The following is a 21,292-nucleotide window of genomic DNA, read 5'->3' on the forward strand; positions in this document are numbered from 1 at the left end:
CGAATAGGGCTGTGGACTGCACCAACAGACTTGGAAAGCGTGTTGGGGGCAACCCCTCACGAGTTCGAATCTCGTATCCTCCGCACTCGCCCACCAGGGCAGATGAAGGCCCCGACCGGTTCACCGGTCGGGGCCTTCATCGTTGTCCGGCGGTGTTGGAGCGCGGGTGTGATCTCTGGTGAGTGGGGCGTTCGGGGCGGTCATGATGGGGGTGGCGCAGCTTGCGTTGGTTGTGACGGTGTTCGGGGGTTCGGGGAATGGGACAGCGAATGGACTGCACGCTCGGGGAACAGGTCATGCTTCTCTCGCTCGAGGACGACACGGGTGTCGGCCAGGAAGCGATGAGGACGGGACTGGCTGTGACGGGGGCCGCGTTGGTGGAGTTGGCGCTGCTGGGGCGCGTTGCCGTGACGGGCGACAGCAAGGTCGTGGTGGTGGATCCGGCTCCGGTCGGTGAGCCGGCCTTGGACCCGGTGCTCAGCGCCCTCGCGGGCCGTGACAAGCCGCGCAAGGCCCGCGACTGGGTGGAGCTGCTGCAGAAGGACGCCGTGAACGCGGCGCGTGAGCGGCTGCTGGAGCGGGGGCTGGTGCGTGAGGAGAAGAAGCGGGTCTGGGGGATCTTCCCGACCCGCCGTTACCCGGAGGCCGACGGGACCGTGGAACGGGAGCTGCGGGACACCCTGGCCTCCGTGGTCTACGAGGGCGCCGAGCCGGACGAGCGGACTGCGGCGCTCCTCGGGCTGCTGCACGGCGCCGGGCTCCAGAAGCTTGCCTTCCCCGACGCGCAGGGCAAGGCGCTCGACCGGCGCCTGACCGAGCTGGCGCAGGGGCAGTGGTCGGTTCCCGTGGTGCGCGACGCCGTGAAGGCGGTGCAGGCCGCTACCACCACGACGATCGCGGCTGTCACCGCCGTCACTCTAACCTGACCTGACCCGAAACGGGACGTGACGTGGCCTGGTCTGGCAATGACCCGGCCGCCCCCCGCCTCAAGCCGAGGCGTAGCGCTCGTCGCAGGTAGTGGTGCGGCGCCAGGCGCGTAGGCCGGGGTCGGTCAGGGCGCGGTCGACCTGGGAGTGGACCTCGGCCGCGGTGGCTCCGCCGGTTGTGACGACGCGCAGGCAGACCTTCTGGCCCGGGTACGTGGGGGCGTACCGCCACTGGGTCGGCAGGAGGGCGATGAGGCGGACCGCCGCCAGTTCCGGGGCCCCCGCGCCGGAGTCCTGGTCGAGCGGGACGATTAACACGTGGTGGTCGGCAGGCAGGGAAGTGGGGTCTGTCATGTCCGTCTCCCGAGTCAGCTCGCCGTGCCGGCGAGGATGCGTACGGGCTCAGGTTCCGGCCCGAGTGAGGCGGGGCGGGGAGCGGAGAAGAAGGGCAGGCACGGCCGGCCGGTCAGGGCGGCGTTCACCGTGAGGAGTACGCCGGACGCTCCCGTGCCGAGGTCGGCCGAGAGCCGCAGCGTCTGGTCGCCGAGGAACGTCAGGTGCCCCTGGTACGGGATGGCGTGCCAGCCGAACCCGGCGAGGTGGGCGCGGATCGCGCGCGCTGTCTCCCGGCTGCCGTCGTCGAGGTGCGTGAGGGCCGCGAGCGTACCCGCCCGGCCGTTGAACAGGCCACTCTGGTGGGCGAATTCGGGCCGGAGGCCGAGAGGATGGTGTCGCGTACGGCGCCCAGTTCCGGGGTGGGGCGGTGCGCCAGGAAGTCGTGCAGCACCATGCCCAGTCCGGCGCTCCCCGCCCCCAGGTGCGGGCGGCCCCACGGCGCCCCTTCCGGTGCCTGTTCGTACGGCAGCCGGCCGGTGTCGGCCAGGTCGCGCCGCAGGGCGGACTCGGCGGCGTCGAGGTACGCGTCGTCGAGGGTGCGTTCGTGCAGGCGCAGGAAGAACAACGCCTCGCCCGAGCCGCCGTGCAGCAGGCCGGGAAGCTGCCGCCCCCTGGACACCCGCATCCTGCGCCGGGGCGTGCGGATGCGGACCATCATGGGCGCCGCCGCCGCCGGGGACCGCCGACGCTGGCCTACCTCTCGGAACTCGTCGCCGCCGGCGCCGAGATCAGGATCTCGGACCGCCCGCTGGAACGCCTGCTCGTCTTCGACCGGGCCGCCGCCCTCACCCCGATCGATCCGGGCAACTCGGTGCAGGGCGCGCTGCTGGTCCGGGAGCCGGGGCTGGTGGCCAACCTGGTGTCCCTCTTCGAGCGCATGTGGAACGACGCCACCGACATCCGCGACCTGCTGGGGTTCACCGCGGAGCCCGGCGCGCAGCTCACCGACGTCGAGCGGAAGATCCTGGCCACCATGTACCAGGTCGACAAGGACGAATCGGGAGCACGGGAGGTCGGCCTGTCGGTGCGTACCTACCGCAAGTACATCGCCGACCTCATGCACCGTCTCGGCGCCGCCAACCGTTTCCAGGCGGCGCTCCTGGCCCGCGACCGCGGCTGGATCTGACGCCCCGCCTCGGGCTGGTGGCGCCCCTCAGGGTTGTTGTCGGGCGGCTCAGGACGGTCGGAGGCGCTTGAAGTAGAAGCTGCAGTCCTTGAGGGTGCCGCACGGGTCGCCCGCGTAGTCGGGGACGATGCCGTAGCGGGTCCAGCCCGCGGCGCGGTAGAGGTGCTCGGCGGGGCTGCCGGTCTCGGTGTCCAGGAGCAGGAGCGTGGCTCCGGAGCGGGCTGCCGCCTCTTCGGCGGTGGCGAGGAGTGTGCGGCCCAGGCCCTGGCCCCGTGCGTCGCGGTGGACCATCAGCTTGACCAGCTCGGCGCGGTGCCGGCTGTTGGGCTTGGGGCTCCGGGCGAGGCTGAAGGTGCCGGCGATGCCCCTGGGACCGCGGGCGACCCAGACGGCGAGGCTGCCGTCGTCCACCGCCGGCTGCTGGGCGCTCCACCAGGCGGCGGCCGCGTCAGGGCCGAAGGGGGCGAGGAAGCCGACGGACGCGTTGCCGTCGACCGTGTCCGCGAGGAGGTCGGCCAGGTCCTTCACGCTGTCGCGGAACTCGTCGGCGGACAGGCGGGATATGGCGTGCGTGACGGCGCTCATGGCAGGACGACCATGACGGCGTAACGGACCGGGCCGGGGCCCGGGCAGTGGAACCGTGAAGCGCCCCAGAGACGGAAGCGCAGGCAGTCCCCGGCGCGGATCTCGTGGACGCCACCGCCCGCGGTGACCTCCAGGGCGCCGTCCAGTACCCAGATGTGCTGCTCGATGCCCGGCACGGGAGGGTCTTCGTACGAGATGTCCGCGCCCGGCCGCAGGACACCCTCGACGATCTCGCCCCGCAGCCCCGGGTGCGGCGGGGACACCGACCGCCGGGTGAAGCCGGACTCCTTGTCGCGCCACACCAACTGGCCGGCGGCGCGGACCAGTTGCGGCGGCTCGGTCTCCACCTCGGCGAGCAGTCGCGACATCGTCCGCCCGTACGCCGCGCACAGGCTGCCCAGCAGCGCCGCCGTCGGGCTGATCTCCGCGCGTTCCAGCCGCGACAGGGTCGACCGGCTGACGCCCGTACGCCGTGCCAGCTCGTCCAGCGACCAGCCACGCTCTACGCGGAGTTCGCAGAGCCTGCCTGCCAGGCGGTCGTCGAGGGATTTCACATCTGAGAATATATCTCATTTCTGGGATGCCCCGGTCCGCCGGCCGTGGCGGGGCGGGCCGGACAGAGGTCGAAGTGGCTGATGCGGCAGGTGTCGGACGGGGACGACGAGCCCAGGTTGACCGCCGTGCCGTCGCCCGCGATGCGCCAGCGCTTGCCCGCGGGGACGGCGCCGAGCGGCCGGTTGCCCGGCTCGATCAGGATCCAGCGGCCCCGTACGGTGCGGTGCCAGGTGGCCGGGGCGCCGCACTGTTTGCACGCCGTGGTTCTGGCGGTGCGCGGATCGGGTACGGCCGCCGAGGTGCGTGCCGCGAGCGTCAGCTCGACGGCCGTGGTGGCCAGTACCTCCGCGAGCAGCACCGGTTCACGGCCGGGACGGCTGCCCCCGGCCCGTTCGCACGGGCCGCACAGCGTCATCCCCAGAACTGCCCGCCACCTGCCGCGCGGGACACCGCACGCGTCACATGCGTCGCGCTCGTCGTACGAGACCATGTCCCCACCCTCGAACTGCCCTGTTTACAGCCGACTTGGGCAATCGTTCCACGGGGGTACGACAATCATGCGGCGCACGACGCTTCCAGGGCCGCGCGGCGGACAGCCGGCCGGCCCCGGAGTCAGAAGTCGTCGCACGTCGCGGTGGCGAACCTGCCGGTGGCCGTGGCGGTCCGCGGCTCGTTCCCGTCCACCGACACGGAGCACGTGGCGGTGCCGCCGGAGGCTCCGGTGGTGACGACGAGCGAGCCGCCCTTCACCAGGCCGGTGGTCTCGACCTCCTCGCGCCACGGGAGCCGGGCGTCGGACACGGTGTGCGACGAGGCGTCCCCGTCCCGCCAGGTCGTGTACGCGATGGTGACGTCCCTGGCGTCGCCGGTGACGGCGTACCTCACCTTCACGGTCCGCGTCGACTCGTCGTCGACCACGGTGGCGACCGTGGCGATGACGGCGATGCAGCCGCCCGCGAGGAGGAGCACCAGGCCGAGGAGGACCCAGGGCCAGATCCGGCGTCTTCTCGGCGGCGGCGGGTAGCCGGCCCACCCGGGCGGGGGCAGGCCGCCGTCCGGGGGCCGCGGCCCCCAGCGCGGGCCGTCGGGCGGCGGGGGCGGTGCGTCGGACATGGGGTGCGTCCTTCCGGGTCGGTCGCCTGGATGCCTTCCTCACCTCCCGATCATTGGCCGGGTCCGGCTCATCCGCCCACGGGCTTGGGCCGGCGGGATGGCGGGACGCGGCCGGAGACGGCGGGCGGTGAGGTGTGCGAAGCCGGCGCGGGTGCGTGATCATCGGAGGATGAGCCCCGATATCCGCCTCGCCCAGCAACCGGAGGCCGACGAACTGCTCGGCCGCAGCCCGCTCGCCGACCTGATCGGCATGCTGCTCGACCAGCAGATCCCCATGGAGTGGGCGTTCGCGGGCCCGTACACGATCGCTCAGCGGCTGGGCGGCGACGACCTCGACGCGCACGAGATCGCCGCGTACGACCCTGAGGCCTTCGCCGCCCTGCTGTCGGCCAAGCCCGCCGTGCACCGCTATCCGGGGTCGATGGCCAAACGGGTGCAGCAGCTCTGCCAGTACCTGGTCGACGAGTACGACGGCGACCCGACCGCGATCTGGCGCGACGTCGCCACCGGCAGGGAACTGCTGGCCCGCCTGAACGCGCTGCCGGGCTTCGGGAAGCAGAAGTCGCAGATCTTCCTGGCCCTGCTGGGCAAGCAGCTCGGCGTACGGCCGGAGGGCTGGCGGGAGGCGGCGGGCGCGTACGGCGACGAGGGCTCGTACCGCTCGGCGGCGGACATCACGGGCCCGGAGTCACTGGCGAAGGTCCGGGCGTTCAAGCAGCAGACGAAGGCGGCGGCGAAAGCGGCGGCGAAGAAGCGGGCGCCGGCGAAGTAACCCCTCGGGGACGGCGTAATCCGAATGGGGGAAAGCCTGCCCGGCCGCGATGCGCACGGCGGCGGCCCGCCGCAAGCACCGCTGGGGGGCCGCCGGAAGCGCCCACATCGCCGGAGCAGGTGGTTCCGCTCACGATTTGCTCCCGTTCTGGCGCCGAATACGACCTTTGCACCCGGCCCTCATGGCTGCGCCCGGAGCTGCTTGCCCGGTAGGCTTTCCGTGTGATCTTCAAGCGCATCGGAAACGGCCGGCCGTATCCCGACCACGGCCGGGAAAGCACCCGGCAGTGGGCGGATGTCGCGCCGCGCCCGGTCCGCCTCGATCAGCTCGTCACCACAAAGGGCCAGCTGGATCTCGAGACACTGCTGGCCGAGGACTCGACGTTCTACGGCGACCTCTTCGCCCACGTCGTGAAGTGGCAGGGCGACCTGTACCTGGAGGACGGACTGCACCGCGCGGTCCGCGCCGCGCTCCAGCAGCGCCAGGTGCTGCACGCGCGCGTCCTCGAACTCGACAACATGTGAGGGTCCGGGCCGGCCCGCCCGACACCCGGACAGTCGCCCGAACAGCCGCCGTGTTGAGCCTTATGGGTTGCCTGACCCCAAGTCATTGATCATTTAGTAGGCATCGCCACCAAGGCGCACTACGCTGCGCCCATGAGCATGCTGACACCCCCCGGCATGGGCGGAAAGTACCGCATTACGGGCGACAAGTACCCGCGCATGCGACGCCCCCGGAACCGGCGCAGGACCATCCTCGCGGTGGTGGCCTCCCTCGTGGCGCTCGCCATGGCCGGCTGGGGGACGCTGCAGCTCATCGATGTCTTCGGCGGCGGCAGTGGGAAGAAGACCACGGCCGCCGGACGCGGGCAGGACTGCCCGAAGGCCGCCACGCCTTCCGCACCCGTACGGAACGCCGCCCTGCCCAAGCCGGCCAAGATCAAGGTCAACGTCTACAACGCGACCAAGCGCGGCGGTCTCGCCAAGGAGACCGCCGACGAGCTGAAGAAGCGCGGCTTCACCATCGGCAAGGTCGGCAACGCGCCGCCGGAGTACGACAAGAAGGTCAAGGGCGCGGGGATACTGCTGGGCGCGCCCAGGGCGGTCTCCGGCGTACTACCCGTCCTCGCCACGCAGCTCAAGGGCGCCGTGCAAAAGGCCGACGCCCGCAAGGGCGCCGACGTGGACCTGATCCTGGGCAACGGCTTCAAGACCCTGACCACGAAGAAGGACGCGGACAAGGCCCTGACCGCTCTGGCCAGGCCCGCGCCCGCGCCCTCCGCGAAGTGCTGAGAACGGTGCGTACGCCCGTCGGCTAGCCCGCGGTGCCGTACATCCGGTCGCCCGCGTCGCCGAGCCCCGGCACGATGTAGCCGTGCTCGTTGAGCCGCTCGTCGACCGAGGCGGTGACGACGGTGACCGGCGTGCCGGCCAGCTCCCGCTCCATGACCTCGACGCCCTCGGGCGCCGCGAGCAGTACGACCGCCGTGACATCGTCCGCGCCGCGCTTGATCAGCTCACGGATCGCCGCGACCAGCGTGCCGCCGGTGGCCAGCATCGGGTCCAGGACGTACACCTGGCGGCCGGAGAGGTCCTCCGGCATCCGGGTGGCGTACGTCTCCGCCTGGAGCGTCTCCTCGTTGCGGATCATGCCGAGGAAGCCCACCTCGGCGGTCGGCAGCAGCCGCACCATGCCGTCGAGCATCCCCAGACCGGCCCGCAGGATCGGTACGACAAGGGGGCGGGGGTGGGACAGCTTCACGCCCGTCGTCGCCGTCACCGGGGTCTGGATGTCGACCTGTTCGGTGCGCACGTCCCGTGTCGCCTCGTACGCGAGCAGGGTGACCAGCTCGTCGGCGAGGCGCCGGAAGGTCGGAGAATCGGTGCGCTTGTCGCGCAGCGTGGTGAGTTTGTGCGCCACCAACGGGTGGTCGACGACGTGGATCCGCATGCCGTCAACAGTAACCGGGCATTACAGGCCACTCGCGCTGGCATCAACACGCGGGCCCGAGGGAAGGTGGGGTGGGGGACGGACGCGGGCTTGGGGTGGTGTGGCCGATGCCGGACGAGGACCAGGAGCCGGAACAGGACCAAGGGCAGGATCAGGAGCAGGACCAGGAACAGCAGGAAACCATGGGGGAGGCCGACCGCAGGCGGCGGCGCGCCCAGTTCCTGCGCGAGCTGAACGAGGCGAAGGCACTGCGCGAGCGGGTACAGCCGCGCCGGGCCCGCGCGGCCCGGATGCGGCAGCAGATGCGGATGCGTACCTTCCGCTGGTAGGGGCTTTCTCGCAGGACTGGTACACGACGCAAGAGCGGAAGACCTCTCGCGGAACGCTTTCTTCTGCCACGATTCCGAGTGGGCGGGGCTCGGAGCTGCGAAACGGTTTCTCCCCAACCTCAGCGACACCCTCCGGCCGGGAGGAACTCCAACCGGCACTTCTCAAGACCAGTGGGAGAGTCACGGTGTACTTCGCCGCACTGCTCGCGCGCACCGAAGACGGGTGGAAAGCGAGCGACACGGAGCTCGACGACGTGGAAACCTTGTCCGACCTGACCGATCTGGCCCGCGAGGCCACGGTCGACGACGACACGGTGATCGTCTTCATCGAGCAGGAAGACGCATGGTTCGGCCTCGTCCGGGTGGACGGCGAGGAGGACCCTCGTATCTATGTCTCCGACGCGGCCGCGGCCGCCCGTTCGTCGTACGGGGAGATTTTGCTCACCGACGAACTGCTCGGCCGGGAGCCCGAGGACCCGGACGTCCTGGAGGAGCTCGTCGACCTCGACGGCACCGAGGACGGGGAACCGGACGAGGACCCCGGCGACGACAACGACGAGGAGGAGATCAGGGCGGACGACGGCAGCGTCGTACCGGCTGGTCCGCTCGGGGAGACGGGGATCCTCGCGGACCTCGGCCTCGCCGACAAGCAACTGCTGGCGCTCGGCACGGACGCGCTCGCGGAGATCGCCGACGCGCTGGGCGCGGCCGACGTACTGGAGACCGTCCAGTAGTGAGCCCGGCAGTGACAGACGAACAACGACCGGAGTCGGAGCCCGACCCGGTACGGGACCGGTGGCGGGCGCCCATGCGCCTTGCCCTGGCCGAGGCGGCACGGGCGGCGGAGGCCGGCGATGTGCCGGTCGGCGCCGTCCTGCTGGCTCCCGACGGCTCGCTGCTCGCGGCGGGTCACAACGAGCGGGAGGCGACGGGTGATCCGACGGCGCACGCCGAGGTGCTGGCCGTCCGCAGGGCGGCGCGCGAGCTCGGCGAGTGGCGGCTGACGGGCTGCACACTCGTCGTCACCCTGGAACCGTGCACGATGTGCGCGGGAGCGATCGTGCAGTCGCGGGTGGAGCGGGTGGTCTACGGGGCGCTCGACGAGAAGGCGGGCGCCGCCGGTTCGCTCTGGGACGTCGTACGGGACCGGAGGCTGAACCACCGGCCCGAAGTCATCCAGGGCGTACTCGAAAAGGAGTGCTCGGATCTGCTGACGGCCTTCTTCAGGGACCGCTGAAGAGACCGCTCAAGAGACCGCCGCGGAGGCTGCTGAAGGGGCCGCTGAGGAACCGATTTCGGAGCACGGCCCGGCGTGGGCTAAGCTCTCTCTCGGTAGCGTGTCCGAGCGGCCTAAGGAGCACGCCTCGAAAGCGTGTGAGGGGGCAACTCCTCCGTGGGTTCAAATCCCACCGCTACCGCTCAGAACGAAAGCCCCGGCTCCCCGAGTCGGGGCTTTCGTGTTGTGCGGTTAGACTCACGCGACTCACGGGACCGGCAGGGGAGGCCGCACAGATGGTGCAAACGAAGAAGGTGGCGCTGTACATGCTCGTCGTCTTCGTGCTGTACACGATCATCACCGACCCCCGCAGATCGGCCGATCTCGTCCACATAGGGTTCGAAGGCGTCTCCAGTGCCGCGCAGGGCGTCGGCGAGTTCATGTCCCAGCTGATCCAGTAGGAGTGCCCCTTGATCCGCCATCTGGTCCTCTTCAAGCTCAACGAGGGTGTCGAGCGGGACGAGCCGCGCGTGCGCGCCGGCGCGAAGGCCTTCGAGGAGCTCGGCGGGGTCGTTCCCGAGCTGGAGTTCTGGGAATGCGCCTGGAACATCACCGACCGGCCCATCGCGTACGACTTCGCCATCAACTCGGCGGTCCGGGACCGCGATGCGCTGAAGCGGTACATCGAGCACCCGGCCCACCAGGCGGCCGCCGGGCAGTGGCGTGAATTCGCCACGTGGGTGATCGCCGACTACGAGTTCTGAGCCCCCGCGCCAGCAGGCCCCACACCGGTCCGGTGTGGGGTTTTTGCATGTTTAAGACCCAACTTGCCGTCAACACGGAGTTATACGGTGCTTGCACACAGTGCACATGTCTTGTGATGCTATGACCGCTTTTGACGGATGAGTTGATCGTGGTTGACCGAGATAAGGGGTGGCGTGACCGTGCCGGCCAGTACAGCGCCTCAAGCTCCGCCCCAGCAGCTTCAGCCGCTCCCTCCCGAGACCGCCCCCGATCCTCCGGCGGGCGGCACCCCCAAGAGCCGTGGCGCGGACACCAGGGCCCTCACGCAGGTGCTGTTCGCGGAGCTGAAGGGGCTGGAACCGGGGACACCCGAGCACAACCGCGTGCGCGGCGCACTCATCGAGGCGAACCTCCCGCTGGTGCGGTACGCCGCGGCCCGGTTCCGCAGCCGCAACGAGCCGATGGAGGACGTCGTACAGGTCGGCACGATCGGGCTGATCAACGCGATCGACCGGTTCGACCCGGACCGCGGCGTGCAGTTCCCGACCTTCGCGATGCCGACCGTCGTGGGGGAGATCAAGCGGTACTTCCGCGACAACGTCAGGACCGTGCACGTGCCGCGCCGGCTCCACGAGCTGTGGGTCCAGGTCAGCGGGGCCACCGAGGACCTCACGACGGCCCACGGGCGCTCCCCCACGACCGCCGAGATCGCCGAGCGCCTGCGCATCTCCGAGGACGAGGTACTGGCCTGCATCGAGGCGGGACGCTCGTACCACGCCACCTCACTGGAGGCCGCCCAGGAGGGTGACGGGCTGCCGGGGCTGCTCGACCGGCTCGGGTACGAGGACCCGGCGCTGGCCGGTGTCGAGCATCGCGACCTCGTACGGCATCTGCTCGTACAACTGCCCGAACGTGAGCAACGGATCCTGCTGCTCCGGTATTACAACAATCTGACACAGTCCCAGATCAGTGCCGAACTGGGTGTCTCGCAGATGCATGTGTCAAGACTGCTGGCGAGGAGCTTCGCCCGCCTTCGATCCGCAAATCGAATCGAGGCGTAACCGGATCGGGTAGTACCCACCCCTGACCGAAAAGCCGCACACCCCCCTTTTCCTGCGCAGATTTGTCGACTTGGCGCTACAGCGTGTTGCCGACATGTGACATTCTGCTGGAACCGCGTTTGCCGCAGCTCCGCCGCCGGTATTCAGGTGGAGGCTGCTTCCTCCGACGGGAGCGCCCGCCGCTACCGTCAGCGACCGCAGTCGACCGAAAGGGGGCTGGCATGTCCGCAGAACAGGGCAGCTCGAAGGTGCTCACCAAGGAAGTGCCCGCCGTGCTCGACCAGGTGACGGCTCCTCCGCCGCCGCTGGTGTCGCAGCCGGAAGCCATCGACACCCGCACTCTGTCCCGCTCGCTCTTCCTGCGGCTTGCCGCCCTTGAGAAAGACAGCCCGGACCGTACGTACGTACGCGACACGCTCATCGAACTCAACCTTCCCCTGGTGCGTTACGCCGCGGCCCGGTTCCGCAGCCGCAACGAGCCGATGGAGGACATCGTCCAGGTCGGCACGATCGGCCTGATCAAGGCGATCGACCGGTTCGACTGTGAACGGGGCGTGGAGTTCCCGACGTTCGCGATGCCGACGGTCGTCGGAGAGATCAAGCGCTTCTTCCGCGATACCAGTTGGTCGGTACGGGTCCCGCGCCGCCTCCAGGAGCTGCGGCTCGCGCTGACGAAGGCGAGCGACGACCTCGCGCAGAAGCTCGACCGGTCGCCGACCGTCCCCGAACTCGCCGCCGTACTGGGGGTGTCGGAGGAGGACGTCGTCGACGGGCTCGCGGTAGGCAACGCCTACACCGCGAGCTCACTAGACTCGCCCTCCCCGGAGGACGACGGCGGCGAAGGCTCGCTGGCGGACCGGCTCGGGTACGAGGACATGGCGCTGGAAGGCGTCGAGTACCGCGAGTCGCTGAAGCCGCTGCTGGCCAAACTGCCGCCGCGCGAACGCCAGATCATCATGCTGCGGTTCTTCGCGAACATGACCCAGTCCCAGATCGGCGAAGAGGTCGGCATCTCGCAGATGCACGTTTCGCGGCTGCTGACGCGCACGCTGTCACAGCTTCGGGAAGGGCTCATCGCGGACTGAGCCCCGGGTGCGGGTTCTTGACGGGGCAGACGGGTTCCTAATTGACGGTGCGTCAGACAAACTGGCGCGATGCGACGTCATGTGCTGACGCACGGCCGCCGAGGTGCCGCTACGGGCGCCGCGGCGGTTGTGCTGTGTCTGGGCGGGGTGCTGGCCACGTGCGGCGGGGGGAGCAGCGACGACGACGGCTATGCGGCGGTCGGCGCGGCGGGGCCGGGGCCGGAGCGGGCGCCGGGACGGGCCGTACCACCGCAGGGCAAGGTCGAGCTGGTGCCGCTCGACGGGGACAGTACGCCCGGTGCCGGGCGTGGTGGCCGTCGCGGCCCCGGTGACGGGCCGCCCCTGGCCGACGGTGGCGGCGGGGACGCGGGTGGTACGGGCGCGCCCGGCGGTGGTGGCAGCGGGCCCGCGACGGAGGGGCCGCCGGCCAAGGGCGGCGGGCCGCGCCCCGGCGGGACGGCCCCCGCAAAGCCGCCCGGCGCGCCCGGCGGCAGCGAAGACGGCAGCGGCGGTGGTAGCGGTGGTGGCGGCAGCGAAGACGGCAGTGGCGGTGGTACGCCGACGAAGCCGCCGGTGACCGGAGCGCCGGGGGCGCCGGGGAACGGGCCGGGGCCTGGGAACGGGCCGGGGCCTGGGAACGGGCCGGGACCTGGAAACGGGCCGGGGAACGGCTCCGGGGGCTCCTCCCCCGCGCCGCCCGCCGGGCCCGCCGTACTGAAGCTCGGCGACCCGCTGCTCGCGCCCGGCGACAAGCGCTGGTGCGAGCAGGTGACCGTGCCGTTCCGCAACACCGGGGAGTCAGCGGTCCGTTCGGGCACCGTGACCTTCGGAACGCACGTCATCGGCGCGCTCGGCGTGGACTGGGACACCAGGTGGTCGACCCAGCCGCTGCCCGGGCCGATCGCCGCGGGCGCGGCCGTGCGCAAGACGTACACCGTGTGTGTGGACGCCTGGCGGGTGCCCCTGGGTATGCGGGTCGAGACCCAGGAGGTCACCGCCGACTGGAAGTGATCAGCGGAACGGATCAGCCGAACGCGAGCCAGGCGACCGCCGCGAGGATCACGACGACGGCTACGACGCCGACGATCACGCCGGTCTTGGGGCCGCCGGACGCGGCGGCCGCGGCCGGCTGCTGCCGCTGCGGTTCGCCGTCGTCCACGAAGGCGCGGAACATCTGGGTGCTGCCCGCCGGGTCGTGCTGACCCTCGGGACCCTGCGGAGCATGGGGGTTGTGTGCCATGGGCCACGACCCTAGCGAAGTAGGCCCCCTCAGCACACCCCGGACCCTCCGACGGGCGTGATCTGCGGCTTTACCGGCCGCGCGGACGGCCTTGACCCGCCACTCACGGAGCCTTTTGGGTTCCTTTACTCCAGCAGGCCCGATTTAGTTTGCCTGAAGCAACCAACTACTTCTATGGTTGCCCTAAGCAACAAGATGTTCGGAGGTGCCCATGGCCGCACAGAGTCAGTTCGCGGAACTGGCCCGGCAGCTCAGTGCCATCGGTGCCGTGAAGCGCGATCTGGCACGCGTGCTGCCCGCGCACTGCCCGGCCGGATCGGCCGCCGTGCTCACCCTCCTCGACCGCCACGGCGAGATGCGGATGAGCCGGCTCGCCGAGCTCCTGGCGGTCGACATGTCGGTGACCAGCCGGCACGTGGCGCAGGTGGCGGAGCGCGGCTGGATCGACCGGGCTCCCGACCCGTGCGACAAGCGTTCACGCATCCTGCGGCTCAACCCGGCGGGCCGGGCGCTGCTGGAGGAACTCTCCGAGCGCTATGTCCAGACGCTCGCCGGCGCCCTCGACGACTGGTCCGACGACGAGGTCGGACAGCTCAACACCATGCTGGCCCGGCTGCGCAGCAGCTTCGGTGACTGCCGGGCGCGGGCCCCGCACCACTTCGAGCACGACACCGCGGCACCAGCAATGCCCGTAACACCCGCAACACCCGCGTAAGCAAAGGAATTCAATGGCTACGACCACACCGGCCGGTGTGCGGGGCGGCCACGCCAAGCAGGGGTCCCACCACCACTCCTCCGACGGCGAGCCGATGACTCACCGGCAGATCATGGAGGCCCTCACCGGTCTTCTGCTCGGCATGTTCGTCGCGATGCTGTCGTCGACGATCGTGTCCAACGCCCTCCCCGAGATCATCAGGGACCTCGACGGCACCCAGAGCGCGTACACCTGGGTCGTCACCGCCGCCCTGCTGTCCATGACCGTGACCACGCCCCTGTGGGGCAAGCTGGCGGACCTCTTCAGCAAGAAGCTGCTGGTCCAGATAGCCCTGGTCATCTTCGTGATCGGCTCCGCGCTCGCCGGTGTCTCGCAGGACACCGGAACGCTCATCGCCTTCCGCGTGCTCCAGGGCGTCGGCACCGGCGGTCTGGTCGCGCTCTCGCAGATCGTGATCGCCGCGATGATCCCGCCGCGTGAGCGGGGCCGGTACGCCGGCTACATCGGCGCGACGTTCGCCGTCGCCACGGTCGGCGGTCCGCTGCTCGGCGGTGTCATCACCGACACCGACTGGCTGGGCTGGCGCTGGTGCTTCTACGTCGGTGTGCCGTTCGCGGCCATCGCCCTGGTCCTCCTCCAGAAGACCCTCAAGCTCCCGGTCGTGCGCCGCAAGGTCAAGATCGACTGGCTGGGCGGGTTCTTCCTGGCCGCGTCCGTCTCGCTGTTGATGATCTGGGTGACCCTGGCGGGCGACAACTACGACTGGATCTCGTGGCAGACGTACGCCATGGTCGGCGGCTCCATCGTGCTCGGCCTGATCTTCATCCTCGTCGAGACGAAGGCCGCGGAGCCCCTGATCCCGCTGCGCTTCTTCCGTAACCGCACGATCGCGCTCACGTCGTTCGCGAGCCTCTTCGTCGGTGTGGCGATGTTCGGCTCGACGGTCTTTTTGAGCCAGTACTTCCAGCTCGCCCGCGACAAGTCGCCGACGATGTCCGGCGTCATGACGATCCCGATGATCGCCGGCCTCTTCATCTCCTCGACCGTGTCCGGCCAGACCATCACCAGGACCGGCCGCTGGAAGGGCTTCCTGGTCGGCGGCGGTGTCGGACTCGTCGCGGGCCTCGGCCTGCTCAGCACCATCACGTACGACACCGAGTACTGGCAGGTCGCCGTCTACATGGCGGTCCTCGGCCTCGGTCTGGGCATGATGATGCAGAACCTGGTGCTGGCCTCCCAGAACCAGGTCGAGCCGCACGAACTCGGCGCGGCCAGCTCGCTGGTGACCTTCACCCGCTCCCTGGGTGGCGCGATCGGCGTCTCGGCGCTCGGCGCGGTGCTCTCCAGCCGCATCACCCACTACGTCGAGGACGGCCTCGCCGCGCTCCACATCAAGCCGTCCGCCGCGGGCGGCGGGAACACCATCCCGGACATGGACGCGCTGCCCGCGCCGATCAGGACCGTCATGGAGAGCGCGTACGGAGACGGGATCGCCGACCTCTTCCTGTACGCCGCGCCCATCGCGCTGGTCGGTCTGTTCCTGGTGCTGTTCGTGAAGGAGGTCGCCTTGAAGTCGTCGAACGACGACGCGGTACAGGCCGCGGAGAATGAGCCGGCGGCCGCCGGGGTGGCCGCCACCACCACCGAGGCCGTCGCGGCCCCCCTTGTCACCGGCAAGACCCTGCACGGCACGGTCCGTACCGCCGAGGGAACGGCCGTCCCGCACGCCGCGGTCACGCTCATCTCGCTCGCCGGGCGCCAGCTCGGCCGCGCGGTCGCCCAGGACGGCCGTTACGCACTGGACGCCCCGGCAGCCGGTTCGTACGTCCTGATCGCCTCCGCCGACGGCTTCCAGCCGCAGGCGTCCACGGTGGTCGTGGGTGACGAGCCCGTCGCGTACGACATCCTCCTGTCGGGTACGAGCGGACTCACCGGCACCGTGCGCACCGCCGACGGCGGCCTGCCGGTCGAGGACGCGATGGTCGTCGTGACCGACGTACGCGGCGATGTGCTGGCGACGGGCAAGTCCGGCGCGCAGGGCGAGTTCGTCTTCGGCGAGCTGATCCCCGGCACGGTGACCGTCGCGGTGAACGCGGCCGGCTTCCGCCCGACGGCGCTGCCGGTGGAGATCGGCGGCCAGGGCGTCACCCGCGTCGAGGTCGCGCTGCGGTCCGGTGCGCTGGTCCGGGGCACGGTACGCGGCGGCGCCGGCCGGCTTCCGCTGGCCGACGCCCGGGTGACGCTGATGGACGCGGCCGGGAACGTGGTCGCCACCTCCACCACCGGGGACGACGGGGCGTACGCCTTCGCCGACCTCGACTCGGGGGAGTACACGGTCGTCGCGACCGGCTACCCGCCGGTGGCCGGAGCGCTGACGGTCGCGGGCCGCGGCGTCGACGGCCACGACATCGAGCTCGCCCACCCGGGCGAGTAATCCAGAGCCCCCGGCCGCGTCGCGGGGGGCACGTCCCTAGCGGAGGCGCGCCACTCGTGTCCCGCGGCCGGTGTGGAACGGGCCCCGGTGGCGGGGCCGACAGGCAGGGGACGCCTGTCGGCCCCGGCCCGGGGCCCTCGTCATTCGTTCGCAAGGAGAGAAAACGGGATGGGACTTCGCGCACAGGTACGGACCCGCGACGGCTGGGCCGTGCAGCACGCGGTGGTGACCGTGACCGACATGACGGGCACGCAGGTGATCCGGGCGGCTGCGGACGAGGAGGGGTCGGTAAGGACCGATGCTCCCTTGTCGCCCGGTCCTTACACGGTGATCGTGACGGCGGCCGGTTACGCCCCCGCCGCGTCCACAGCGTTCGTCACGGCGAGCGGGTGGGCGGAGGCCGGAACGGTCGTACTGGCCCGCCAGGGCGGCGTGGAGCTGCCGCCGCCCGGCACCTGGACCCTGGACCCCGCGCACTCGTCGGTGGCCGCGGTCGCCCAGCACCTGGGGCTCTCCAGCGTGCACGGCAGGTTCCTCGAATTCGGCGGGCACATCGAGATCGCCGAGGACCTCGGCGCGTCGCGCGTGGAGGCGGTGATCGGTGCGGCGAGCATCGACACGGGCAACGGAATGCGGGACGGGCACCTCAAGTCGCCCGACTTCCTGGACGTGGAGCGCTACCCCGAGATCACGTACAGCAGCACGGGCCTGACCCCGGCCGGGCCCGACCGGTGGACGGTGCACGGTGAGCTGTCGCTCCACGGCGTCGCCCGCCCGATCGACCTGGACCTCAGCTACCTGGGCACGGGCCCGGACCCGTGGGGCGGCGTACGGGCGGCCTTCCGGGCGACGGCGGAACTGCGCCGGAACGACTTCGCCATGAACTACAACCAGGTCGTCCAGGCCGGGATCTCGGCGATCGGCGCGACGCTGCGGGTGGAACTCGACGTACAGGCGGTGCAGGGGGAGCGGCTGCCGCAGGCCTAGAGAGGGGCGAGCCGGCCGGGCGGGGGGTCCTCCTGGCCCCGGCTGGTGAAGGAGCCGGGCAGGGGCGGGCTGCCGCCCGCTCCGGCCACCATGTCGTGGCAGAGGTCGCGCAGCTTGATGTTCCGGGCCTGGGAGGCGCGGCGCAGGATGTCCATCGCCTCATTCGCGGTGCAGCGTCTACTGGCGATCACTATGCCGATCGCCTGGTCGATGACCGAGCGCGAGAGCATCGCGGTCCGCAGGTCGCGCACCGTCTCCGCCTCCTGCTCGATCCGCTCGGCGACGGCGACCGCTCCCGCCGCCTGGGCGGAGAGCCGCCGTGCCATTTCCAGCTGGGTCGCGAAGGCGTCGGGCTTCCCGGAGTAGAGGTTGAGGGCGCCGAGGGAGTGGGAGTTCAGCGCCAGCGGCGTGGCCAGCACGGACCGTGCGCCGTGCGCCGCTGCCGCGGCCGGGTACGGGGCCCAGCGCGTCTCCAGGAGCATGTCGGGTACGTAGTTCTCCTCACCGTTCTCCATGCTGCACACGCAGGGCCCGGCCTCGGCGTCGTACTGGAGCAGGTCGAGCTGGAGCGCACCGCCGCTTTCGGCGGCGGCCGTGACCAGGCGGCCGTTGCGGCGCATGGTGATGCTGCACGCGTCCGCGCCTTCCATGGCCTGCACCGCGCGCTGGGTGACGTCCTGGAGGAAGGCATGGAGTCCCCGCCACTCGGCGAGGGCGTCCTGGATCGACGCCAGGTCGAATCCGTCGCCCCCTCTGCCGCTTGTGCCGTCCGAACTCCGCACCGTATCCGTCATGTATTCCATCTTCCCGCAATTGCTCCGGTCACGCTCGGTGCTATTCGGTGGCCCTGACTTCGACGATGCGTGACGCAATGTCGCGGAGCTTCACATTGCCTTTCTGAGAGGCGCGTACCAGACGGTCGAAGGCCTGCGCCGCGTCGATGTTCATTCGCCCCATGAGAATGCCGGTGGCCTGTCCGATCACGTCTCTGGTGTGCATGGCCTCGGCGAGCTGTTCCTGTACGTCCAGGCTCTCCAGGGCGATACCGAGATGCGCGGAGAACAGCCGCCCAATGTGTACGGATTCGTCGTCGAAGGCGCGCGGCTTGCGCGAGTAGAGCGTCAGCACGCTGAATCTTCGCTGGTGACCGCGGAGCCGCAGATACAGGACCGAGCGCAGGCCGCTCCCGGTGAGCACCGACCCGTGGACCTCGCATTCCGCGATGTCCTCCACGCGGACGACGGGGGTGGTCCACAGTTCCGGCCGGCGCATGCCGCAGCCGGCTCCGCAGCTGGTGGCGGCGTCCACGGTCCGTACGACCTCGTCGGTGCAGGCGACGGTTCGCACGCGTCCCGCACGTTCGACAACGGAAATACTCGCGTGGTCGGCGTCGGGCACGATGTCCGTGGCCAGCCGTACCGCGATCCTCGCCGTCTCCGCGCGCCCATCTGCTTCGTGCAGGGCGATCGCGGCAGCGGCCAACGACTCGGCGAGCGAGCCAGTCGACCCCAAATGGGCAGAATCGTACGAAATCTCCGGAATGTCGGACGCAGACACCACGAACCTCTTCGGCGAGCATGGCTGAGCGTGCGGCCATGCGCAGGAGAGCTCCGCAGCACATTCCCGACTGCGAGCAAAGGACGAACAGACTCTATCCGCTTCTGTGCTGCGACGAAGCATGCGTGGCGAGGCGCCGATCACTCAGCGGGACGCCATGGCCTCAATGCCCGCGATCAGCGTCTCCAGGGCGAAATCGAAGTCCCGCTCGCGCATCTCCGCCACCGTGTCCCCGCCCCGCGCGTCCATCAGATCCTTCGCGCTCTCGAAGGTCTCCCGGAGTTCCGGCGCCGTACTGATCGCGCCCATCGCCTCGGCGAAGTACTCGTCCTGGCTCATGTCGGCCGACGCACAGCGCTGCACGAAGTGACCCTCGATGGTGCCGAAGCCGTACACGAACTGGAACACCGCGGCCAGGCCGCCCATCTGCCCGTGCGGCGGCAGCCCGGTCGCGCGCATCACGTTCTGTACGGCCCGCGAGAACGCCAGCGAGTGCGGCCCGATGTTCAGGAACGTGCCGATCAGCGGCGACACCCACACGTGCCGGACCAGCAACTGCCGGTAGCTGGTCGCGAGTCCGCGCAGGCGCTCCCGCCAGTCATCCGCCTCCGCCGGCGGCGTGATCTCGCTGAAGACCGAGTCGAGGGCCAGTTCCAGCAGGTCGTCCTTGGTGTCGACGTACCAGTAGACGGACATCGCGGTGACGTTCAGCTCGGCGGCCAGCCGGCGCATGGAGAACTTCGCGAGCCCTTCCGCGTCGAGCAGCCGCACCGACACCGCAGTGATCCGGTCCCGGTCGAGACCGGCCGGCTGGTCGGCCTTGCGGGTGCGCGATGTCTTCTCCTCCAGCCAGACGCTGTTACGGGCCGGATTCTTGACGCGGTCGGCCGCGGACACCATGACGCACACTCCTCGTTCTCCCGGCGGGCACGGGGCGGGCCGCGGACCGGAATGTTCCAGTCCGCTGCTTCGCTCCCGATGCTATGCCGCTGCTGCGGCTCCGGATGAGTCTGCCCGCTCGGCCCGGCGCAGCAGCACCGCTGCGAGAAGTCCGCCGGCGAGCACCGCGACCGCGCCCACCAGTTGGCTGGTTTCGACCCCGGAGGCGAAGGCGTCCGCGATACGGGCCCGCTCACCCGCGTCGCCCGCCGCCGCCAGCGCCGCGGGCAGCGAGGCCGCGCCGACGGCGGCCGGTACGAGGGCGGCGAAGCGGGAGTTCAGCACCGCGCCCAGGACGGCGACGCCGAGGCCGTTGCCGAACTCGGCCAGCGTGCCGTTGATGCCCGCGCCGACGCCCGCCTTCTCCGGCGGGATGGCGCTCATGATGGCGTTGGCCATGGCGGGCATGGCGAGCGAGATGCCCGCGCCCATCACGACCAGGCCGAGCAGCATTCCGCCGTAGCCGGAGCCACCGAGGAGTGCGATCGCGGCGAGGCCCGCCGACAGCAGCGTCATGCCGGACGCGATGGTTCGGGGCGTACCCAGCCCGGGCAGCAGCCGGGCGCCGATACCGGTGAGGTTGAGCGCCACGACGGTGAGGGCGAGGGGGGCCGTCCGCAGCCCGGCCTCCAGGGGCCCGTACCCGAGCACGAACTGGAGGTGCTGCGTGAGCAGGAACAGCGAGCCGCCCATCCCGAACGCCACGAGGATCGCTCCCGCGACCGCTCCGACGAAGCGCTGGTTGCGGAAGAAGTGCAGGTCCAGCATCGGGTAGGGGATGCGCAGCTCCCACCCGGCGAACGCGCCGAGGACGACGACGCCCACCCCTGCCGGAACCAGCACCTGGGCGGAGGCCCAGCCGTGCTCGGGGCCGGAAATGATCGCGTACACGACGGCGGTCATGCCGATGGTGGAGAGCAGCGCGCCGAGCAGGTCGGGCCGGTCGCCCTGCTTGCTCTTGGACTCCGGCACGAGGGAGACGACGGCGACGAGGCCGGTGATCGCGACCGGGATGTTGATCAAGAAGATCGCGCCCCACCAGAAGTGGTCGAGCATCACGCCGCCGATCAGCGGACCGACCGCGAAGCCGAGCGAGTTGACCGTGGACCACAGCCCGATGGCCTTCACCCGCTCCGCGTCGTCGAAGATCTGGACGACGACGGCGAGGGTGGTCGTGATCAGCAGCGCGCCGCCGATGCCCATGCCTGCGCGGGCGGCGATCAACTGGGCGCTGGACTGGGCGAGTCCGGCGACGAGCGAGCCGATGCCGAAGAGCGCGAGGCCGGCGACGAGCATCTTCTTGCGGCCGTAGCGGTCGGCGGCGCTGCCGGCGGTGAGGAGCAGGCCGGACTGGACCAGGGAGTACGCGTTGATCATCCACTGGATGTCGGCGGTGGAAGCGTCCAGTTCCTTCGTCAGGGACGGGATCGCGACGTTGAGGACGGTGTTGTCGAGCAGCACGGTGAGCTGGGCGAGGCAGATGACACCGAGGATCAGCCAGCGCTGCGGGTGGCCTTGCGCGGTGGGGCGGTTCTCGGCGGTCGTCGCCGTCATGCGGGGGT

28 protein-coding genes and 1 tRNA gene are annotated in these 21,292 nt (G+C 70.5%); 17 read left to right on the forward strand and 12 right to left on the reverse strand.

All coding sequences use genetic code 11. The features are described 5' to 3' along the window. The first annotated feature begins 269 nt into the window (after window positions 1–269). A complete protein-coding gene (locus tag G412_RS0128460; RefSeq protein WP_028815041.1) occupies window positions 270–926 on the forward strand; it encodes a GOLPH3/VPS74 family protein in 657 nt (218 codons plus the stop codon). Between the two features lie 60 nt (window positions 927–986). On the opposite strand, the gene G412_RS36380 is transcribed toward G412_RS0128460, so the two are convergent. Together G412_RS36380 and G412_RS36385 are read right to left on the reverse strand one after the other, a co-directional pair. Beyond that, complete coding sequence (locus G412_RS36380; RefSeq protein ID WP_037650105.1) at window positions 987–1,280, reverse strand: hypothetical protein; 294 nt, start codon at window positions 1,278–1,280, stop codon at window positions 987–989. 14 nt (window positions 1,281–1,294) lie between these two features. Further along, on the reverse strand, window positions 1,295–1,759 hold the full coding sequence (locus G412_RS36385) for a glycoside hydrolase family protein (protein WP_037650107.1): 465 nt from the start codon (window positions 1,757–1,759) through the stop codon (window positions 1,295–1,297). Here G412_RS36385 and G412_RS36390 point away from each other — a divergent pair. Next, window positions 1,744–2,448: a helix-turn-helix domain-containing protein gene (locus G412_RS36390; RefSeq protein WP_051338667.1), complete on the forward strand. Its 705-nt coding sequence runs from the start codon at window positions 1,744–1,746 to the stop codon at window positions 2,446–2,448. The two genes, G412_RS36385 and G412_RS36390, sit on opposite strands and share 16 nt — an antisense overlap. Window positions 2,449–2,496: 48 nt before the next feature. Here the strand turns inward: G412_RS36390 and G412_RS0128485 are convergent, their stop codons facing one another. The 4 genes from G412_RS0128485 to G412_RS0128500 all read right to left on the reverse strand — a co-directional run bounded on the left by G412_RS0128485 (window position 2,497) and on the right by G412_RS0128500 (window position 4,701). Next, window positions 2,497–3,033 carry a GNAT family N-acetyltransferase gene (locus G412_RS0128485; RefSeq protein ID WP_028815043.1) on the reverse strand — a complete coding sequence of 179 codons (537 nt, stop codon included), beginning with the start codon at window positions 3,031–3,033 and terminating at the stop codon, window positions 2,497–2,499. Next, entirely contained in the window at window positions 3,030–3,587 is a 558-nt protein-coding gene (locus tag G412_RS0128490; RefSeq protein ID WP_106964183.1) for a helix-turn-helix domain-containing protein, read from the reverse strand. The genes G412_RS0128485 and G412_RS0128490 overlap by 4 nt, the downstream gene beginning before the upstream one ends. Next, window positions 3,584–4,078 (reverse strand): DUF6083 domain-containing protein, encoded by a 495-nt coding sequence (locus tag G412_RS36395; protein ID WP_157839183.1) that lies wholly within the window; start codon window positions 4,076–4,078, stop codon window positions 3,584–3,586. Before G412_RS36395 ends, G412_RS0128490 begins: the two co-directional genes overlap by 4 nt. A 122-nt stretch (window positions 4,079–4,200) precedes the next feature. Then, a complete protein-coding gene (locus G412_RS0128500; protein WP_051338669.1) occupies window positions 4,201–4,701 on the reverse strand; it encodes an MmpS family transport accessory protein in 501 nt (166 codons plus the stop codon). A gap of 169 nt (window positions 4,702–4,870) precedes the next feature. Here G412_RS0128500 and G412_RS0128505 point away from each other — a divergent pair, with 169 nt between their 5' ends. The 3 genes from G412_RS0128505 to G412_RS0128515 all read left to right on the forward strand — a co-directional run bounded on the left by G412_RS0128505 (window position 4,871) and on the right by G412_RS0128515 (window position 6,765). After that, complete coding sequence (locus tag G412_RS0128505) at window positions 4,871–5,473, forward strand: HhH-GPD-type base excision DNA repair protein (protein ID WP_028815046.1); 603 nt, start codon at window positions 4,871–4,873, stop codon at window positions 5,471–5,473. 221 nt (window positions 5,474–5,694) lie between these two features. Further along, complete coding sequence (locus G412_RS0128510; RefSeq protein WP_028815047.1) at window positions 5,695–5,997, forward strand: type II toxin-antitoxin system VapB family antitoxin; 303 nt, start codon at window positions 5,695–5,697, stop codon at window positions 5,995–5,997. A 132-nt stretch (window positions 5,998–6,129) separates the two neighbouring features. Further along, window positions 6,130–6,765, forward strand: a complete 636-nt coding sequence (locus G412_RS0128515) for a LytR C-terminal domain-containing protein (protein WP_028815048.1) — start codon at window positions 6,130–6,132, stop codon at window positions 6,763–6,765. 22 nt (window positions 6,766–6,787) lie between these two features. Here the strand turns inward: G412_RS0128515 and upp are convergent, their stop codons facing one another. Beyond that, window positions 6,788–7,423 carry a uracil phosphoribosyltransferase gene (gene upp / locus G412_RS0128520; protein WP_028815049.1) on the reverse strand — a complete coding sequence of 212 codons (636 nt, stop codon included), beginning with the start codon at window positions 7,421–7,423 and terminating at the stop codon, window positions 6,788–6,790. A gap of 107 nt (window positions 7,424–7,530) precedes the next feature. On the opposite strand from upp, the gene G412_RS0128525 reads away from it, so the two are divergent. The 9 genes from G412_RS0128525 to G412_RS38630 all read left to right on the forward strand — a co-directional run bounded on the left by G412_RS0128525 (window position 7,531) and on the right by G412_RS38630 (window position 12,869). Next, a complete protein-coding gene (locus G412_RS0128525) occupies window positions 7,531–7,752 on the forward strand; it encodes a hypothetical protein (protein ID WP_208857947.1) in 222 nt (73 codons plus the stop codon). A gap of 185 nt (window positions 7,753–7,937) precedes the next feature. Continuing rightward, entirely contained in the window at window positions 7,938–8,486 is a 549-nt protein-coding gene (locus G412_RS0128530) for a tRNA adenosine deaminase-associated protein (protein WP_028815051.1), read from the forward strand. 74 nt (window positions 8,487–8,560) lie between these two features. After that, window positions 8,561–8,989 (forward strand): tRNA adenosine(34) deaminase TadA, encoded by a 429-nt coding sequence (gene tadA, locus G412_RS0128535; protein ID WP_028815052.1) that lies wholly within the window; start codon window positions 8,561–8,563, stop codon window positions 8,987–8,989. Between the two features lie 94 nt (window positions 8,990–9,083). Further along, window positions 9,084–9,170, forward strand: a tRNA-Ser gene (locus G412_RS0128540). Window positions 9,171–9,264: 94 nt separating this feature from the next. After that, window positions 9,265–9,429, forward strand: a complete 165-nt coding sequence (locus G412_RS40350) for a hypothetical protein (protein WP_167546498.1) — start codon at window positions 9,265–9,267, stop codon at window positions 9,427–9,429. A 9-nt stretch (window positions 9,430–9,438) separates the two neighbouring features. Then, the gene (locus G412_RS0128550) at window positions 9,439–9,732 is read left to right on the forward strand and encodes a Dabb family protein (protein WP_028815053.1); all 294 of its coding nucleotides are present in this window, start codon (window positions 9,439–9,441) and stop codon (window positions 9,730–9,732) included. 180 nt (window positions 9,733–9,912) lie between these two features. Next, a complete protein-coding gene (locus G412_RS0128555; protein WP_028815054.1) occupies window positions 9,913–10,773 on the forward strand; it encodes an RNA polymerase sigma factor SigF in 861 nt (286 codons plus the stop codon). Between the two features lie 221 nt (window positions 10,774–10,994). Next, window positions 10,995–11,858 carry an RNA polymerase sigma factor SigF gene (locus G412_RS0128560; protein WP_028815055.1) on the forward strand — a complete coding sequence of 288 codons (864 nt, stop codon included), beginning with the start codon at window positions 10,995–10,997 and terminating at the stop codon, window positions 11,856–11,858. A gap of 69 nt (window positions 11,859–11,927) precedes the next feature. Then, the gene (locus G412_RS38630) at window positions 11,928–12,869 is read left to right on the forward strand and encodes a hypothetical protein (protein ID WP_078607481.1); all 942 of its coding nucleotides are present in this window, start codon (window positions 11,928–11,930) and stop codon (window positions 12,867–12,869) included. A gap of 13 nt (window positions 12,870–12,882) precedes the next feature. Here G412_RS38630 and G412_RS0128570 read toward each other — a convergent pair whose 3' ends face one another. Continuing rightward, complete coding sequence (locus G412_RS0128570; protein WP_028815057.1) at window positions 12,883–13,098, reverse strand: hypothetical protein; 216 nt, start codon at window positions 13,096–13,098, stop codon at window positions 12,883–12,885. A 211-nt stretch (window positions 13,099–13,309) separates the two neighbouring features. On the opposite strand from G412_RS0128570, the gene G412_RS36400 reads away from it, so the two are divergent. The 3 genes from G412_RS36400 (at window position 13,310) to G412_RS0128585 (ending at window position 17,234) form a co-directional block, all read left to right on the forward strand. Further along, a complete protein-coding gene (locus G412_RS36400; protein ID WP_037650108.1) occupies window positions 13,310–13,813 on the forward strand; it encodes a MarR family winged helix-turn-helix transcriptional regulator in 504 nt (167 codons plus the stop codon). A gap of 94 nt (window positions 13,814–13,907) precedes the next feature. Further along, complete coding sequence (locus G412_RS0128580; RefSeq protein WP_483027168.1) at window positions 13,908–16,247, forward strand: MFS transporter; 2,340 nt, start codon at window positions 13,908–13,910, stop codon at window positions 16,245–16,247. A gap of 168 nt (window positions 16,248–16,415) precedes the next feature. Then, window positions 16,416–17,234, forward strand: coding sequence for a YceI family protein (locus G412_RS0128585; protein WP_028815059.1), 819 nt, complete (start codon window positions 16,416–16,418; stop codon window positions 17,232–17,234). On the opposite strand, the gene G412_RS36405 is transcribed toward G412_RS0128585, so the two are convergent. From G412_RS36405 to G412_RS0128605, 4 genes are all read right to left on the reverse strand, one after another. After that, entirely contained in the window at window positions 17,231–18,028 is a 798-nt protein-coding gene (locus G412_RS36405) for a GAF and ANTAR domain-containing protein (protein WP_078607486.1), read from the reverse strand. The genes G412_RS0128585 and G412_RS36405 overlap by 4 nt on opposite strands. 40 nt (window positions 18,029–18,068) lie before the next feature. After that, window positions 18,069–18,746, reverse strand: a complete 678-nt coding sequence (locus G412_RS36410) for a GAF and ANTAR domain-containing protein (RefSeq protein ID WP_037650110.1) — start codon at window positions 18,744–18,746, stop codon at window positions 18,069–18,071. A 189-nt stretch (window positions 18,747–18,935) separates the two neighbouring features. After that, complete coding sequence (locus G412_RS0128600) at window positions 18,936–19,691, reverse strand: TetR/AcrR family transcriptional regulator (RefSeq protein ID WP_028815060.1); 756 nt, start codon at window positions 19,689–19,691, stop codon at window positions 18,936–18,938. An 81-nt stretch (window positions 19,692–19,772) separates the two neighbouring features. After that, window positions 19,773–21,284 (reverse strand): MFS transporter, encoded by a 1,512-nt coding sequence (locus tag G412_RS0128605; protein WP_028815061.1) that lies wholly within the window; start codon window positions 21,282–21,284, stop codon window positions 19,773–19,775. Window positions 21,285–21,292 lie beyond the last annotated feature (8 nt).

Source organism: Streptomyces flavidovirens DSM 40150 (assembly GCF_000429085.1).
Taxonomy (GTDB): Bacteria; Actinomycetota; Actinomycetes; order Streptomycetales; family Streptomycetaceae; genus Streptomyces; species Streptomyces flavidovirens.

Bases quoted from the DNA above. Each gene is read 5' to 3' on its own strand.
- G412_RS0128460 (WP_028815041.1), top strand. From the start codon at position 270: ATGGACTGCACGCTCGGGGAACAGGTCATGCTTCTCTCGCTCGAGGAC.
- G412_RS36380 (WP_037650105.1), bottom strand. From the start codon at position 1,280: ATGACAGACCCCACTTCCCTGCCTGCCGACCACCACGTGTTAATCGTC.
- G412_RS0128485 (WP_028815043.1), bottom strand. From the start codon at position 3,033: ATGAGCGCCGTCACGCACGCCATATCCCGCCTGTCCGCCGACGAGTTC.
- G412_RS36395 (WP_157839183.1), bottom strand. From the start codon at position 4,078: ATGGTCTCGTACGACGAGCGCGACGCATGTGACGCGTGCGGTGTCCCG.
- G412_RS0128500 (WP_051338669.1), bottom strand. From the start codon at position 4,701: ATGTCCGACGCACCGCCCCCGCCGCCCGACGGCCCGCGCTGGGGGCCG.
- G412_RS0128505 (WP_028815046.1), top strand. From the start codon at position 4,871: ATGAGCCCCGATATCCGCCTCGCCCAGCAACCGGAGGCCGACGAACTG.
- G412_RS0128515 (WP_028815048.1), top strand. From the start codon at position 6,130: ATGAGCATGCTGACACCCCCCGGCATGGGCGGAAAGTACCGCATTACG.
- upp (WP_028815049.1), bottom strand. From the start codon at position 7,423: ATGCGGATCCACGTCGTCGACCACCCGTTGGTGGCGCACAAACTCACC.
- G412_RS0128525 (WP_208857947.1), top strand. From the start codon at position 7,531: ATGCCGGACGAGGACCAGGAGCCGGAACAGGACCAAGGGCAGGATCAG.
- tadA (WP_028815052.1), top strand. From the start codon at position 8,561: ATGCGCCTTGCCCTGGCCGAGGCGGCACGGGCGGCGGAGGCCGGCGAT.
- G412_RS40350 (WP_167546498.1), top strand. From the start codon at position 9,265: ATGGTGCAAACGAAGAAGGTGGCGCTGTACATGCTCGTCGTCTTCGTG.
- G412_RS0128560 (WP_028815055.1), top strand. From the start codon at position 10,995: ATGTCCGCAGAACAGGGCAGCTCGAAGGTGCTCACCAAGGAAGTGCCC.
- G412_RS38630 (WP_078607481.1), top strand. From the start codon at position 11,928: ATGCGACGTCATGTGCTGACGCACGGCCGCCGAGGTGCCGCTACGGGC.
- G412_RS0128570 (WP_028815057.1), bottom strand. From the start codon at position 13,098: ATGGCACACAACCCCCATGCTCCGCAGGGTCCCGAGGGTCAGCACGAC.
- G412_RS36400 (WP_037650108.1), top strand. From the start codon at position 13,310: ATGGCCGCACAGAGTCAGTTCGCGGAACTGGCCCGGCAGCTCAGTGCC.
- G412_RS0128580 (WP_483027168.1), top strand. From the start codon at position 13,908: ATGACTCACCGGCAGATCATGGAGGCCCTCACCGGTCTTCTGCTCGGC.
- G412_RS0128585 (WP_028815059.1), top strand. From the start codon at position 16,416: ATGGGACTTCGCGCACAGGTACGGACCCGCGACGGCTGGGCCGTGCAG.
- G412_RS36405 (WP_078607486.1), bottom strand. From the start codon at position 18,028: ATGACGGATACGGTGCGGAGTTCGGACGGCACAAGCGGCAGAGGGGGC.
- G412_RS0128600 (WP_028815060.1), bottom strand. From the start codon at position 19,691: ATGGTGTCCGCGGCCGACCGCGTCAAGAATCCGGCCCGTAACAGCGTC.
- G412_RS0128605 (WP_028815061.1), bottom strand. From the start codon at position 21,284: ATGACGGCGACGACCGCCGAGAACCGCCCCACCGCGCAAGGCCACCCG.